This window comes from Nonomuraea sp. B19D2 (assembly GCF_040137845.1).
Classification (GTDB): Bacteria; Actinomycetota; Actinomycetes; order Streptosporangiales; family Streptosporangiaceae; genus Nonomuraea.
The window spans coordinates 217,777-232,396 of record NZ_JBEFAK010000012.1; the positions used below are offsets into that span (position 1 = coordinate 217,777).

At 70.1% G+C, this 14,620-nt stretch carries 11 protein-coding genes and 1 pseudogene; 5 read left to right on the plus strand and 7 right to left on the minus strand.

The genetic code is table 11. The features are described from left to right. Positions 1–195: 195 nt before the first annotated feature. Together ABN273_RS23670 and ABN273_RS23675 are read right to left on the minus strand one after the other, a co-directional pair. Complete coding sequence (locus ABN273_RS23670) at positions 196–1,857, minus strand: class I adenylate-forming enzyme family protein (RefSeq protein ID WP_349451140.1); 1,662 nt, start codon at positions 1,855–1,857, stop codon at positions 196–198. A gap of 88 nt (positions 1,858–1,945) precedes the next feature. Further along, a complete protein-coding gene (locus ABN273_RS23675; protein WP_349451141.1) occupies positions 1,946–2,452 on the minus strand; it encodes a cupin domain-containing protein in 507 nt (168 codons plus the stop codon). A 279-nt stretch (positions 2,453–2,731) separates the two neighbouring features. On the opposite strand from ABN273_RS23675, the gene ABN273_RS23680 reads away from it, so the two are divergent. After that, on the plus strand, positions 2,732–4,345 hold the full coding sequence (locus ABN273_RS23680; RefSeq protein ID WP_349451142.1) for an endo-1,4-beta-xylanase: 1,614 nt from the start codon (positions 2,732–2,734) through the stop codon (positions 4,343–4,345). Between the two features lie 357 nt (positions 4,346–4,702). Here ABN273_RS23680 and ABN273_RS23685 read toward each other — a convergent pair whose 3' ends face one another. The 4 genes and pseudogenes from ABN273_RS23685 to ABN273_RS59565 all read right to left on the minus strand — a co-directional run. Further along, entirely contained in the window at positions 4,703–5,518 is an 816-nt protein-coding gene (locus tag ABN273_RS23685; RefSeq protein WP_349451143.1) for a carbohydrate ABC transporter permease, read from the minus strand. Then, positions 5,515–6,324, minus strand: a complete 810-nt coding sequence (locus tag ABN273_RS23690) for a carbohydrate ABC transporter permease (protein ID WP_349451144.1) — start codon at positions 6,322–6,324, stop codon at positions 5,515–5,517. Before ABN273_RS23690 ends, ABN273_RS23685 begins: the two co-directional genes overlap by 4 nt. A gap of 54 nt (positions 6,325–6,378) precedes the next feature. Next, positions 6,379–6,888: an extracellular solute-binding protein gene (locus tag ABN273_RS23695; RefSeq protein WP_349451199.1), complete on the minus strand. Its 510-nt coding sequence runs from the start codon at positions 6,886–6,888 to the stop codon at positions 6,379–6,381. A 40-nt stretch (positions 6,889–6,928) separates the two neighbouring features. Next, positions 6,929–7,192 (minus strand): annotated as a pseudogene (locus tag ABN273_RS59565) (hypothetical protein); the annotation flags it as partial. Positions 7,193–7,293: 101 nt separating this feature from the next. Here ABN273_RS59565 and ABN273_RS23700 point away from each other — a divergent pair. From ABN273_RS23700 to ABN273_RS23715, 4 genes are all read left to right on the plus strand, one after another. Then, positions 7,294–7,851 (plus strand): dienelactone hydrolase family protein, encoded by a 558-nt coding sequence (locus tag ABN273_RS23700; protein WP_349451145.1) that lies wholly within the window; start codon positions 7,294–7,296, stop codon positions 7,849–7,851. Between the two features lie 319 nt (positions 7,852–8,170). After that, the gene (locus ABN273_RS23705; protein WP_349451146.1) at positions 8,171–9,124 is read left to right on the plus strand and encodes a ThiF family adenylyltransferase; all 954 of its coding nucleotides are present in this window, start codon (positions 8,171–8,173) and stop codon (positions 9,122–9,124) included. Then, positions 9,121–10,200 carry a PqqD family protein gene (locus tag ABN273_RS23710; RefSeq protein ID WP_349451147.1) on the plus strand — a complete coding sequence of 360 codons (1,080 nt, stop codon included), beginning with the start codon at positions 9,121–9,123 and terminating at the stop codon, positions 10,198–10,200. Before ABN273_RS23705 ends, ABN273_RS23710 begins: the two co-directional genes overlap by 4 nt. A 122-nt stretch (positions 10,201–10,322) precedes the next feature. Beyond that, a complete protein-coding gene (locus tag ABN273_RS23715) occupies positions 10,323–14,054 on the plus strand; it encodes a S8 family peptidase (RefSeq protein ID WP_349451148.1) in 3,732 nt (1,243 codons plus the stop codon). On the opposite strand, the gene ABN273_RS23720 is transcribed toward ABN273_RS23715, so the two are convergent. Then, on the minus strand, positions 14,039–14,584 hold the full coding sequence (locus tag ABN273_RS23720; RefSeq protein WP_349451149.1) for a TetR/AcrR family transcriptional regulator: 546 nt from the start codon (positions 14,582–14,584) through the stop codon (positions 14,039–14,041). The genes ABN273_RS23715 and ABN273_RS23720 overlap by 16 nt on opposite strands. Positions 14,585–14,620: the final 36 nt, after the last annotated feature.

Consider the following 14,620-nt stretch of genomic DNA (forward strand, 5'->3'; position numbering starts at 1 on the left):
AGTGCCCGCTCTCCTGCGACGAAACCCACAGCTAGCACTCCCTGCAACCGACTCCCGCCGACCCTGCCAGAGCCACCAGCCTTACCCGGCACGTAAGGGAGGAGGCCGATGTCGTCAGGGATGACGACGAATACGATCCCTCTCGCAACAGTGACGGGCTCCCCAGCCCGACCGAGCTGGGGAGCCGGTCGAAGGTTACGCGCCCAGGATCTCCCTGCGGAGGTGGGTCTTGAGGATCTTGCCGCCGGGGTTGCGGGGCAGCTCCCCCTCACGGAACCAGAAGTGGGCAGGGATCTTGAACTTGGCGATCCGGTCCTTGAGGAACGACTGGAAGTCCTCCGTGGCGACCGAGGTGCCCGGCGCCAGCCGGATGACCGCGCCCACCTCCTCGCCGAGCTCCTCGTGCGGCACGCCGATCACGGCCGCGTCGTCCACCGCCGGGTGCTCGAACAGGGCCGCCTCCACCTCCGCGCAGTAGACGTTCTCGCCGCCCCTGATCACCATGTCCTTGGCCCGGTCAACGATGTAGACGAAGCCCTCCTCGTCGATCTTGGCCAGGTCGCCGGTGTGCAGCCAGCCGCCCACGAAGGTCTGTGCCGTGGCCTCCGGCTTGTTCCAGTAGCCCAGGATGACGTTCGGGCCGCGTACGCACAGCTCGCCCACCTCTCCGGGCGGCAGCTCGGCGCCCATCGGGTCCACCACGCGCACGTCCACCACGGGCGAGGGCAGGCCGATGCTGTCGGGCTTGGCCTGGTAGTCGGCGCCGCCGTTGCCGATGGCCAGGGCGGTCGTCTCGGTCATGCCGTAGCCGTTGGAGGGGGCGCGGTTGGGGAGGTTCTGGGTGATGCGCTCCAGGAGCTTGGGCGGGGCCGGGGCGCCGCCGTAGCCGAGGGTGGTCAGGGACGACAGGTCGTACTTGCCGAAGTGGGGGTGGGACATGAGCTGCCAGGCGTTCGTGGGCACGCCGATCATGGCGGTCACGCGCTCGCGCTCGATCAGGCGCAGCGCCTGCTCGGGGTCCCACTTGTACATGAGCACCAGCCCGCCGCCGGCGAACATGGTGGTGGTCAGGGCCGAGAAGCAGCCCGTGACGTGGAACAGGGGGACGGTCAGGAGCGTGATCCTGCGGGTGGCGGCCGCGGCGGCGACGTCCTTGCCCGCCATGGCCACCGCCCGCATGAGGCCGAAGGCGACCGTCATGGGCGACTGGCCGAGATTGCGGTGGCTGCCCAGCGCGCCCTTGGGGCTGCCGGTCGTGCCGGAGGTGTAGAAGATCGTGGCGGGGTCCTCCGGGAACAGTTCGACGTCGGGGAGCTGGACGCCGGCGGCGACCTCGCCCATCACCTCGTCGAACGCGCGCGCGCCCGCCGGGACCTCGCCTCGGGTGACGATGAGGGGGACGCCCGCCGAGGCCAGCCTGGCGGCGCGCTCGCCGTCCGCGATCAGCACCTTGGCGCCGGAGTCGCTCACGCCGTAGGCCAGCTCGGCCTCCGTCCACCAGGCATTGAGCGGTACGGCGATGGCCCCGGCAGCCAGCGCGGCCGACACCGAGACCACCCATTCGGGGTAGTTGCGCATGGCCACGCCCACCCGGTCGCCCTTGCGCACCCCGTACTCGTCGACCAGGCGGTTGGCCAGGGTGGCGGCGCGGCGGAAGTGCTCCTCGAACGTGATGTGCTCGTCCTCGTACACGAGGAAGGCCTTCTCGCCGTGGAACCTGCTCATCTCCAGCAGCGCCCGGAAGTGGGTCGGCGCGTGCTTCCACGTGCGTATCCCGGTGTCGCCGATCTCCTCGATCTCGAACAGCTGGCCGGGTCCCGTGAGCTGGGCCTGGACCTGGGCGTGCGAAAGAGACATGCGCCGAACTCCCGGCTTGTGGACGGTTATTCTGGATAAATCACAGTACCGACCGGTAGGTATGCTGCGCTAGAGAGGCGGGAACGGCTCAGCCGAGGCCGATGGGAGACAGCTGCTGGATGTCGTACCGAGCCCGGAGTTCGATCACGGCGGCCTGGTCGGGCGGTCCCGGGCGGGACAGCAGCTCGCCGAGCTCTCGCAGGTAGTGCTCATGGCCCGACGGCGTGACGATGAAGAGCATCCTGGTGGGCGTGGCGCCGGGGTTGGCGAAGGCGTGGGGGCAGCCCGCGGGTACGTACATGAGGCTACCGGGGCCGCCGCGCACCGCCCGGCCGCCGCTCTCCGACTCCCAGGTCTGCCACGGGCCCTCGGTGACCAGGCGCGGCTGGAACGCGAGCAGGTCCAGCTCCCCCTCGAGGATGTAGAAGAGCTCCTCGGCCTGATGGTGGAAGTGGGCGCCGACGTCGAAGCCCGGTGCGATCGTGTTCTCGAACACCGACCAGGTCTTCGAGTGCTCCGCCCCTACCTTGAGCGTCATCCCCATGGAGCCGAGCGGCTGCCCGGAGCCGGGGGACAGTACGAGCCCGTCTGTCATTGGTCTGCCCTTCCATGAGGGGGATTGCTACCAATGTTCCCGAGAGGCCCGGCCTCGGCAAGCCGTGTGAAAGTTTCATTTCTTATCCGATAGTTTCTGGTTTTCAGCTGCTGGTTTAGCGCCGGGTCGCGACTGGCATTGACCGCTCTCTTGCATGTCAATACCGTCTTCGGTGCGATCCGACGAGGATCGAAAACTTTCGGGAACCGAGTGCCTGCCCTCCGGAGGTAGATGTCCGTGCATTCGTCGTTGCTCGTCAGAGTCCTCACCCTGGTGGGGATGCTCGCAGCCGTCCTCCTCCCGGCCACCTCGGCCGACGCCTCCGCGTCCCTGCGCACGCACGCGGCGAGCCGGGGCAAGTTCATCGGCGCGGCGCTCGCCACCGGCCCGCTCGCCAACGAGACGTCGTACCGCAACATCGCGGCCGGCGAGTTCAACCAGGTCACCGCCGAGAACGCGATGAAGTGGGACGCGACCGAGCCCAGCCAGGGCCAGTTCAACTTCTCCGGCGCCGACGCCATCGTCAACTTCGCCACCCAGAACAACATGCAGGTCCACGGCCACACGCTCGTCTGGCACAGCCAGACGCCGAGCTGGGTCCAGAACCTCGGCGCCGGCGCCATGCGCACGGCCATGCAGAACCACATCAGCCAGGTCGTCGGCCATTACGCGAACAACCCGGCCGTGGTCTCCTGGGACGTGGTGAACGAGGTCTTCGACGACAGCGGCAACCTGCGCACGTCGTTCTGGTACAACACGCTCGGCCAGAGCTACATCGCCGACGCCTTCCGCGCCGCCCGCGCCGCCGACCCGGACGCGCGGTTGTGCATCAACGACTACAACACCGAGGGGATCAACGCCAAGAGCACGGCGATCTACAACCTGGTCGCGTCGCTGCGCCAGCAGGGCGTGCCCGTCGACTGCGTCGGCTTCCAGTCGCACCTCGCGATCCAGTACGGCTTCCCGAACGACTTCCAGCAGAACCTCCAGCGCTTCGCCGCCCTCGGCGTCCAGGTCCGGATCACCGAGCTGGACGTGCGCATGGTGATGCCCAGGGACGCCACCAAGGACGCCACGCAGGCCACCTACTACCGCAACGTCGTCAACGCCTGCCTGGCGGTGACCGCCTGCGCGGGTGTGACGATCTGGGGCTTCACCGACAAGTACTCCTGGGTGCCCGACACGTTCTCCGGGCAGGGCGCGGCCCTGATCTACAACGAGAGCTACCAGCAGAAGCCGTCGTACACCGCCGTGCACGACGCGCTGGCCGGCGGCTCGACCACCGACCCCACCCCGCCGACCACGCCCGGCACGCCCTCGGCGAGCGGCGTGACCTCCAATTCGGCCACGCTGACCTGGACCGCCTCGACCGACAGCGGCGGCAGCGGGCTCGCCGGGTACGACGTCTACCGCGAGCAGGGCACGACCGACCAGCTGCTCGGCCAGTCCACGACCAGCTCGATCGCGCTGACCGGGCTGAGCCCGTCCACCCAGTACCAGGTGTACGTGCGGGCGCGTGACGGAGCCGGGAACGTGTCGGCCAACTCCGCCCTGGGCACCTTCACCACGACGACCGGCCCCGGCGGCGGTGGCTGCACGGCCACCGGGACCGTGCAGACCCAGTGGGCCACCGGGTACGTCGTCCAGCCCGTGACCGTCACCAACACCGGGACCGCCGGCATCAGCGGCTGGACCGTCACCTTCACGCTGCCCGCCGGGCACACGCTGACCGGCTCGTGGAACGCGTCCCTCACCGTCAGCGGGCAGACCGTCACCGCCAAGAACCTCAGCTACAACGGCACCCTGGCCCCGAACGCCAGCACCACTTTCGGCTTCCAGGTGAGCCGGCCGAGCGGCAACACGCAGACGCCTTCCGGTTACACCTGCGCCTGAGGCTTACTTCGAGATTCCCCTGGCGTCGCCCCAGGGGAATCTCTCCTGTCCGGGACTGTCGTGGCCCCGACCTCATCGCGGTAAAAGCTCGCCGGTGCATCAGGTCATGCTCTCCACCGCTGGGAGGGGCCATGGTCTATCCGTATATCACCTCGCCGACGTGACCGGACGATGGAACGGCGTGGCGACATCCGACGGCCCCTGTTTCACCGGCATTCGCGACGGAGATGTAGCGGGCTGCAGCCGACCGCCTGGCGGCCTTTCTTGTAACGCGCTCCAGAGCAATTGAAGAGCCGCAATGCTCTCGCGGCCTGCGCGATGACGGCGGCAGCGGAGGGCTGAGCCAGGTCCCCGGTTTCAGCCCTTCACCGAGCCGGCGAAGCTGAAGGAGCTCGCCAGGTACTTGTTGACCGCCACGTACAAGACCACGGCCGGTGCCGTGTACAGGATCGAGAAAGCGGCCAGCTGGCCGTACGCCACCTGCCCGTACTGCGAGAAGAACGTGTAGACGGTCACCGCGGCCGGCTGCTTCTCGGGGGTGTCAAGCAGTACGAACGGGGCGAAGAAGTTCCCCCACTGCCCGACGAAGACGAAGATGGCGACCACGGCTATCCCGGGGGCCATCAACGGGCCGACCACCGCCGTCAGCGAGCGGACCCAGCCGGCGCCGTCCACCCAGGCCGCCTCCTCCAGGCTCACCGGCACCCCGTCCATGAAGTTCTTCATCATCCAGATGGAGAACGGCAACGAGCTCGCCGTCAGGAACAGCACCATCGCCGGTACGGAGCCGTACAGGTTGAAGCGGAAGAACATCGCGTAGACCGGCACGAGGATGGCCGTCACCGGCAGGCCCGTGGTGAACAGGAGGGTCAGCATGAAGTGGCGGCGGTAGCGGAGCTGGTAACGCGACAGCGGATACGCCGCCAGGCCCGCCACCAGGACCGTCAGCACCGCCGTGGAGCCCGAGATGACGATCGAGTTGATCAGGGGCAGGATGATCGTGTCCCAGGTCAGGACGGCCTTGAAGTTGTCCAGGGAGAAGGTGAGCGTGGGCTGGGCGGCCAGGCTGGCCTCGGGCTCGACCGAGGCGAGCAGGACCCAGAGGAACGGGCCGAGGAAGGCCAGGGTGATGAGCGCGAGCCGGGCGGCGGTGCGGGCGGCGAGGCGCGTCATGCGTCCTCCACCTTGATCAGGCGCAGGTAGATCAGGGAGAACAGCGCGCCGATCACCAGCATGACCAGCGTGATCGCCGAGCCGTAGCCGATCTCGAAGTAGCGGAACGCCTGCTCGTACATGTACAGCGGCGTCGTCTGGCTGGCCGTGCCGGGTCCGCCGCCCGTCAGTGCGTAGATGAGGCCGAAGCTGGCCAGGGTCTGCAATGTGATCAGCATGAGGTTCGCCATGATGGAGCGGCGGATCAGCGGGAGCGTGATGTGGCGGAGGCGGCGGCCCGGGCCTGCGCCGTCCACCGCGGCGGACTCCAGCAGGTCGGCGGGGACCTCCGAGAGGGCGGCCGAATAGACGAGCATGGAGAAGGCCGTGCCGCGCCAGATGTTCGCCAGGATCACCGCCAGCATGGGGGCGGTGTAGAGCCATTCCTGGGAGACGCCGAGCACCGTGTTCAGGGTGCCCTCCTCGGCCAGGAAGGAGAACCAGCAGGCCGCGGCCACGACCTCCGGCACCACCCAGGCGACTATCACCACGCCGTTGACGACGCTGCGCGTCACCCGGCCCCGGCCGCGCTGGAGCAGCGCGATGATCAGGCCCAGGGTGTTCTGGCCGATGACCGCCGAGCCGATGACGAAGACGAACGTGAGCAGGAACGAGTTCAGGAAGTTCGGGTCGCCGAAGAGCTTGACGAAATTGGCCACGCCGACGAACTGCGAATGAACCGAGGCCGAGCCCGTCAGCGTCTCGTTGGTGAATGCTATGTAGACGCTCCAGAGGATCGGGCCCGCCAGGAAGAGCGCGAGGAGCACGAGGGCGGGGCCGAGGGGGAGGAGCCAGCGCAGAGCGCCCCGCCGTGACGAGTGTCATCGGGCCAGGACCTTGTCGGGGCCGCCGACGGCCGCGGGCAGCGCCTTGACGTAGTTCGCGGTGGCCTCTTCAGGGGTCCGGGAGCCGGTCGTGACCGCCTCCATGGCCTCCTGGACCTGGGCGGACACCTTCGGATACACCTCGTAAGCGGGCCGGTAGTGGGTGACGGAGGCCAGGTCGGTCCAGAACTTGACGCTCGGGTTGTCGGCGCTGTACTTGGGGTCGGCGGCCACGTCCTTGCGGGCGGCCAGGTCGCCCGTGCCGACCGAGTACGCCATCGAGTTCTCCTTGTTCGTGGCCGTCGTGATGAAGTCGAACGCCTCCTGCTTGTGCTTGGTGTACGCGCTCATCGCCACGACCCAGCCGCCCGACATGCTGACCGCGCCCGGCGCCTCGCCGTTCTGCGTCGGCATGGGCGTCCAGCCGATCTTCTGCGTCCACTCGGCCCACGGTTTGGTGCCGGCCGGCTTCCAGGCCGAGCTGGCCCAGGCGCCGTCGAGGGAGATGCCGAGCTTGGCGTCGGGGAACCACTCGAGGGTCGAGGAGGGCCTCGACGGTCCTGCCCGCCCACTCTGCCGGCACGGTGCCGGTGATTGTGAACCAGCTCGTGCCCCACGGCGCGCCCCACGCGGCGCCCGGCGCGATCGGCTCGGGGGTCGCCGCCAGCCCCTCCCCGACCGGTACCGGTTCGCCCGGCGCGTGCCAGACGGCCACGTCCAGCGGCACGGACTCGGGGTGGACGGCCGGGCGGATGCGCTCGCCGAGCACCCGCTTCAGACGGGCCTCGACCAGCTTGCGGTCATCGTGCATATCGGGCGGCTCCCCACAAAAAAGGTGATGAATCAGCCCTTAGCAAGTTAAGCAACGGGCGCGCGCTGGTCCACCTCGCGCCCCGGTGGTACACAGTCGTCATGGCAGAGATCGTCCTCTTGCACTCCGCACAGGGCCTGCGCCCGGGGGTGGGCGTGGCGGCGGAGGTTCTGCGGTCGGGCGGGCACGTCGTGCGCACGCCCGACTACTACGACGGCGAGTTCTTCGCCGACATCGAGCGGGGTCTGCGTAAGCGTGACGCGCTCGGCCCTGACGAGCTCGACCGCCGCTTCCGCCGGATCGGCGACGAGGTGGCGGCTCCCACGGTGTTCGCCGGGTTCTCACTGGGGGCGTACGGGGCGCAGCTGCTCGCCGCGACGCACCCGATGGCGCGGGGCGCCCTGCTGTTCCATGGCGGGGTGGCCGTCGAGGGGGAGTGGCCGGACGGGGTGCCCGTACAGGTGCACTACGCCGAGCACGATCCGTGGCTGGACAAGGAGGAGATCGCTCAGCTCGGGGCGGCGGTGGGGGCGGCATTCGAGTGCTTCGTCTATCCGGGTGACGGTCACCTGTTCGCCGATCCCGGCCTGCCCGGCTACTCCGAAGAGTCGGCGGCGCTCATGTGGAAGCGGTCGCTCGCGTTTCTCGGCCGGACATAACGCGATTTCTGCAAATTGGGTCTCCCCTTTCTCTTGCGTTTTATTTACGATCACAGCGACCAATCGAGATCGACGGAGGGATCGCGCATGACGATCGAGATCAAGAAGGTCGAAGAAGTCGAGACGACGGGCAACAGCAACAGCTGCTGACCGTCTGCGTGGCCTCCTGCGGAGGCCCCCGTCCGCGGGAGGCCCGCCTCCGACCTGCCCTGGAGACGCCTCCATGCCAAGGATTCAAGTGAATCCGGCTTTTCCCCTTTTCGTCGATGAGGCACACGAGCGGATTCGGCTCGGCGATTTCCCGCCGACCGGCCAAATAGTGGATCCCGCTCCGCCGCCGCTTCGCCGCCTGATCCGGCTCTGCGCGGAGTCGCCCGTCGAGCAGAGCGAATTGCACACCCTCATCGACGACGTCGATCCTCGGGACATCGACGCGGCGGTCGAGCAGCTTCGGGCCGCGCGGATCCTCGTCACCGACGCCGAGCTCGACACGCTGGCCGGTGACGCCAGGTCGTCCCGGTTCGGGCTGTGGCTGTCCATGTTCCACCCGGCGGAGCGGGCCGCCGCGGCGATCGCGGACCTGTCGCGCAGGCACGTCGCGGTGCTCGGCGCGGGCGCCATCGGCGGGCATGTCGCGCTCCAGCTCGCCACCTCGGGCGTGGGCCGGCTGACGCTCCTGGACGACGACCGGGTGGAGCTCAGCAACCTGCACCGCCAGCACCTCTACACCGTCCGCGACCTCGGCGAAGCCAAGACGGCCGCCGCCGCGCGCACCCTGCTCGAGCACTGCCCGGAGCTGGAGGTCAGGCAGGTCGAACGGCGCATCGCCGGGCCGGGGGACGTCGTCACCGACGCCGACCTCGTGGTGAACACCGTGGACACGCCGCAGCCGCACATCCGCCACTGGGTCAACCAGGCCTGTGTCGAGGCGGGCACGCCGTTCGTCACCGGCGGCTTCAACCAGCACGTCGGCCTGCTCGGGCCGCTCGTCGTGCCCGGCAAGACCGGCTGCCTGGCCTGTCAGGAACGCGCGCTCGCCGGACGCTACGGCGCCGCCACGTTGCCGGTCAGCGACAACCCCGGGCGGACGATCCCGTCGTTCGGGCCCCTGTGCGGGATCGTGTCGGGGATGCTCGCCTCGGAGGTGATCCGCCACCTGACCGGGACCGGCGCGCCCGCGATCGAGGGCAGGAGCGTCTGGCTGGACCTGCTCACGCTCACCACCACCGCCAGGGACTTCGACCGGCTGGACGACTGCGAGGTCTGCGCGTGAGGACCGATCTGTCGTTCCTGACCGTCGTCGCCGACGGGCCGGACGACTACGTGATCGGCAACGGCGAGACGTTCGTCAACGTGCCGGGAGTGGCGGCGGCCGTGATCGCGGCGCTCGACGGCAGCCGGACGGCCGCGGAAGCGCGCGCCCGGGTGCTGGCCGAGCACGGCGTGGACGTGGACGTGGCCGAGTTCGTCACCGGGCTCGAAGGCGCGGGCCTGCTCAGCCGGCCGCGCCGCCCGCCGAACCTCTGGGACCGGATCCGGCCCCATCACGTGGCCTGGCTCTTCTCCGGACCGGCCCACGCCGTGCTCGCGCTGCTGACGGTGGCCGCGCTGGCCGCCGCCGTCGCCGAGCCGGGGATCCTGCCCGGCCTGTCGTCGCTGGTGTGGTCCAACAGCCTCACGTTCACGGTGGCCTTCGCGGCCGGCTCGTGGCTCCTCGTGCTGGTGCACGAGCTCGGCCACGTCGCCGCCGCGAGGTCCCTGAACGTGCGTGCCGAGCAGTCGCTCGGCACGCGGCTGCAGTTCCTGGTCGTGCAGACCAGGATGACCGGCATCTGGGGGGTGCCGAGAAGGGCCCGCTACCGGGCGTATCTGGCGGGGATGCGGGTCGACTGGTTCCTCGTCTGCGCGGGGGCGTGCCTCCTGTACGTCGCCGACCTCGCCGTCGTGCGGCTGGTCATGGTCATCTGCCTGTCGCAGATCGTCTGGCAGTTCCTGTTCTTCATGCGTACCGACGTCTACTACGCCTTCGCCAACGCCAGCGGGAACAAGAACCTCATGGCGGACGCGCAGGCGTACCTGCGCGCCGCGCTCGCGGGCAAGGCGGGGCAGGCCCGCCGCAGCGTCCGCCTCTACGCGTGGTTCCTGGTGGCGGGGCGGGTGCTCGGGCTGGGCTTCTTCGCCCTCTACACGGTGCCGATCACGGTCGCGGTGGTACGGCGCTCCGTCGCGGAACTGCCCGGCTGGCAGCCCGTCGCCACGCTCGCCCTCGTGGCCGCCGGGTGGGTGCTCTACCTGGTGCTGCTCGGCCGCCGCCTGATCACCTCGGCGCGCGCCCGGCGGGGCGGCTGAGCCGGGCCGGATGGCGGATTCCCGACAAGTCAGGAAGTAGCCACACCTATCTCATAGACACCGTCCTATCCGGATGACTAGGAATGCGGTATTCGTGCTTACCGATTCTCTGGAGGTCGTCCATGGGGCGATGGGGGGCTGCGGCCGTCTCCATGGTCATGGTCGCGTCGGTGCTCGCGGCTCCCGGCGCGCACGCGGTCACCGCGTCGCCGCGCGCGGCGTTCACGAGCGCCCCGGCGAGTGACGAGATCACGCTGATCACCGGCGACCAGGTGCAGGTGCGGGCCGTGGACGGCGAGCACCGCGCGGTGACCGTCACCCCCGCGCCGCGGGCGGACGGGTCCGTGCCGACGTTCCAGGTGCTGGAGTCGGACGACGGCGTGACCGTCATTCCCGACGACGTCGCGGCCCTGGTCCCCGAACGGCTCGACACCGCGCTGTTCAACGTGACCGAGTTAGCCGAACAGGGGTACGGCGCCGCGATCCCGCTCATCCTCACCTACGCGGGCAACACCACCAAGGCCGCGATCCCCGCCGCGAAGCAGGTCAGGACGCTGGAGAGCATCGGCGGCGCGGCCGTCCAGGTGGCCACGCGGGACGCGGCGCAGTTCGGGGCGGAGCTCGCCGAGCTGCGGGCGGCCCCGGCGTCGCGCGCGGCCGGGCCGCTGGCAGGCGTGCAGAAGATCTGGCTCGACCGCAAGATGAAGCCGGCGCTGGAGCAGAGCGTGCCGCAGATCGGCGCGCCCGAGGCGTGGGCCGCCGGGTACGACGGCACCGGCACGACCGTGGCCGTCCTCGACACCGGCGTGGACGCCACGCACCCCGACCTGGCGGGCAAGGTCGCCGACCAGCGCGACTTCACCGGCCAGAGCGCCACGGGCGACCCCCACGGGCACGGCACCCACGTGGCGAGCACCATCGCGGGCACGGGGACGGGCGGCATCGGCAAGGGCCTCGCCCCCGGCGCGCAGCTGCTCAACGGCCGCGTGCTCGACGCCGACGGCTACGGCCAGCTGTCCTGGATCATCGACGGCATGGAGTGGGCGGCCGGTGAGAAGCACGCCGAGATCGTCAACATGAGCCTCGGCAGCCGCGCGCCGGGCGGCCCGCTCACCTCGGCCGTGACGCGGCTCAGCAAGCAGTACGGCACGCTGTTCGTGGTGGCGGCCGGCAACGACGGCTGCGACCAGTGCGTGGGCGCGCCGGGCGACGCCCCCGAGGCGCTGACCGTCGGCGCGGTGGACAAGCAGGACAAGCTGGCGCCCTTCTCCAGCAGGGGCCCGATCATCGCCGACCTGGCCGTCAAGCCCGACGTCACCGCCCCCGGCGTGGACATCACCGCCGCCAAGGCCGGCGGCGGCAGCCTCACGATCTCCGGCACCTCGATGGCGACCCCGCACGTGGCGGGCGCGGCGGCGCTGCTGCGGCAGGCCCGCCCGGGGATCGCGGGCAACGAGCTGAAGTCGCTGCTCATGGCCGGCGCCAAGCCGGGCCAGGGCATCGACGTGGACGCCCAGGGCACGGGCCGCATCGACGTGGCCGCCGCGCTCAAGGGCACGGTGGCGGCCTCGACGGGCTCGGCCGGCTTCGGCAAGCTCACCACGGGCGAGCAGAAGAGCCTCACCGTCGGCTACCGCAACCTCGGCCAGGCCCCGGCCGAGCTGAGCCTGTCTGCCGGCGACGCGTTCACCGTCGAGCCGTCGAAGCTCACCGTGCCCGCCGGAGGGACGGCCGAGGCGAAGGTCACGGCCAACGCGACCAAGGCCGGGCTGCTGCGCCAGGAGCTGACCGCTGCCGTCGCGGGCGGCGGCACGGTGCGCACGCTGCTGACGGGCAGCGTCGACGAGAAGCGGGTCGAGCTACGCGTACGCGGCATCGCCAGGGACGGCCGCACCGCCCGCGGCGGCTTCACCGTGCTCAACCTGGACGAGGGCACCCTGGTCGGCCGCCTGCTCCCCGGCGACCCGGCCCAGCCCTGCACCGACCAGAAGTACGGCAGCGGCACCTGCCTGCTCGTCAAGCCCGGCACCTACTCCGTGCTCGGCCACCTCTTCACCATGCCCGCCACGCAGGACAGCACCACCGGCGGAAAGCCGCTCAACGAGAGCCTCGTCGGCGACCCGGAAATGGAGATCACCGGGAACACCGAGGTCGTGCTGGACGCCCGCAAGGCCGTGGAGGTCAAGGTCGAGACGCCCGACCACAAGACCAAGCGGAACACCGGGGCCGCCGCCGCCCTCATGTGGTACCGCTCGAGCAAGACGGGCACCGCGCTGCGCGGCGGCACCACGATCTCGCCCGGCGCCCAGATCGAGGAGCGGCTGTTCGTCCAGCCCACCAGGAAGGTCACCAAGGGCACCTTCACCGTCGCCACCCGCTGGCGGCTGACCGCCCCCGAGATCACCCTCTCCACGCCCGGCCTGGACCTCGACCCGCAGTACGTCGACCCCGTCCAGTTCAGCGACTTCTCCACCGAGTACCCGCGCCTGGACGGCACCCGGCTCCTCATGGCCGTGGACGTGGGCCGGGGCAGCGCCGAGGAGATCAAGGCGCGTGACCTGCGCGGCAAGCTGGCCGTCATCCGGCGCACCGACGGCGTGCCCGTCTCCGCCCAGTCCAACGCGGCCGCGGCCGCCGGGGCAAAGCTGGTCGCCGTCTACAGTGACCAGCCGGGCGCCGACGTCACCACCGGCGGCAACAAGGTCAAGCTCGCCGTCCCGACCGTGCGGCTGACGCACGAGGAAGGGCTGAAGCTGGTCGAGCGGCTGCGCCGCCTGCCGGTGCCGATGCTGGCCAAGGGCATCGTCGCCAGCCCGTACATCTACAACCTGTACCTGCGGGAGAAGGGCCGGGTACGCGACTCGCTCACGTACACGGTGAGGTCGAAGTCGCTGGCCAGGATCGAGACCGGCTACCACAGCCAGCTGTCCGACGACGTGACGGTGAACGAGGCCAGGTTCGTCTTCGAGCCGTGGGACACCTCGTCCATCTCCACGAACCATCCCATGGCCAAGACGCCGCGCACCCGTACCGACTACGTCACCCCCGACCCCGAGCTGCGGTGGAGCTCGTCGGCGGGCACCCCCGAGCGGTCCTACAACAACATGTGGCCGCACCCGGACACGCCGCGCGTCTCGATGTCGTCGCCGGAGTTCCGCCCGTACGAGGCGGGGGAGCGGGTCAGCCGGACGCTGTTCAAGCAGCCGCTGCTGCCCGGGGTCAACCCGCGCAACCCGCTGCGCAGGGAGGGCGACCGGCTGCGCGTCTCGATGCAGGGGTTCGTGGACGCCGACCGGAACTACGGCGACGCCTACACCAGCCAGTTCGAGCACGGCCTGAAGACCGACTTCCGGCTGTACCAGGGCGACACGCTGCTGTGGCAGACGAACTACCTGCCCTCGGGCTCGGGGACGCTCTCGCCGGAGAAGGCCACGTACCGGATCGAGTACGCGGTGGCCAACGAGGCCGCATGGGCGAAGCTGTCCACCCGCTCGAAGGCGGTGTGGACGTTCGGCTCGGAGCGGGCCACGGGCACGACGGTGGTGCCGCTGCTGCTGGCCTCGTTCGACGCGCCCGTGGACCTGCGGAACCAGGCCGGCTCCCGCCGGCTCGGCTTGTCCCTCCGCCAGCAGGAGGGCGCGGCGCAGAGCGCGGTCAAGGACGTCTCGCTGGAGGTGTCGTACGACGACGGCGCCACCTGGACGAAGGCCCGCCTGCGTGACAAGGGCGAGCGGACCTACGAGACCACGCTCGCCCGGTCGCCGTCCGGATTCGTCTCGCTGCGGCTGAACGCCTCCGACGTCAACGGCAACACCCTGGCGCAGGAGGTGATCCGCGCCTACGCGGTGCGCTGAACGCCGTACATGAGGGTGTCGAGCACCCTCGTGGCCAGCGCGTCCGCGTCGAAGCCTGGGGGAGAGCCGTGCGCGGCCTCCCCCAGCAACGCGAGATAGGCCTGCCGCGCCCAGACGATGTCGGCACCGGGGCCGAGCAGCTTCCCGAACACCGACTCGCACAGCTCCATGACCTCGGCCCGCACCGCCTGCGCCTCGTGGCTGAGCGGCACCTCGCGGGCCAGGGTGAACCGCCAGCCCGGCTTGATCTGCAGGATGTTGGCCGTGGCCTGGTGCAGCGCCACCAGGGCGGGCGCGGTGTGCGGGCGGGCGGCGTGCACGGCCTCCTGGATCTCCCGCCAGGCGGCCACCTCCATGGCCTCGATCAGCGCCTCCCGGCTGGCGAACCTGCGATGGACGGTGGCCCTGGCCACGCCCGCGCTCTCGGCGATCTGCTCCATCGTGGCCACCGGGTTGGCGCTGAGCACCTCTTCCGCCGCCGCCATGATCGCACGCATGCTGCGCTCGGCGTCGGCCCGCAGTCTTCCCATGGAGGAGACGTTACCGCCTAAAGCTGAGACTATTTG

Excerpts from the sequence above, each read along its gene's own strand:
- ABN273_RS23670 (WP_349451140.1), bottom strand. The coding sequence starts at position 1,857 with ATGTCTCTTTCGCACGCCCAGGTCCAGGCCCAGCTCACGGGACCCGGC.
- ABN273_RS23680 (WP_349451142.1), top strand. The coding sequence starts at position 2,732 with ATGCTCGCAGCCGTCCTCCTCCCGGCCACCTCGGCCGACGCCTCCGCG.
- ABN273_RS23715 (WP_349451148.1), top strand. The coding sequence starts at position 10,323 with ATGGGGCGATGGGGGGCTGCGGCCGTCTCCATGGTCATGGTCGCGTCG.
- ABN273_RS23700 (WP_349451145.1), top strand. The coding sequence starts at position 7,294 with ATGGCAGAGATCGTCCTCTTGCACTCCGCACAGGGCCTGCGCCCGGGG.
- ABN273_RS23720 (WP_349451149.1), bottom strand. The coding sequence starts at position 14,584 with ATGGGAAGACTGCGGGCCGACGCCGAGCGCAGCATGCGTGCGATCATG.
- ABN273_RS23685 (WP_349451143.1), bottom strand. The coding sequence starts at position 5,518 with ATGACGCGCCTCGCCGCCCGCACCGCCGCCCGGCTCGCGCTCATCACC.
- ABN273_RS23675 (WP_349451141.1), bottom strand. The coding sequence starts at position 2,452 with ATGACAGACGGGCTCGTACTGTCCCCCGGCTCCGGGCAGCCGCTCGGC.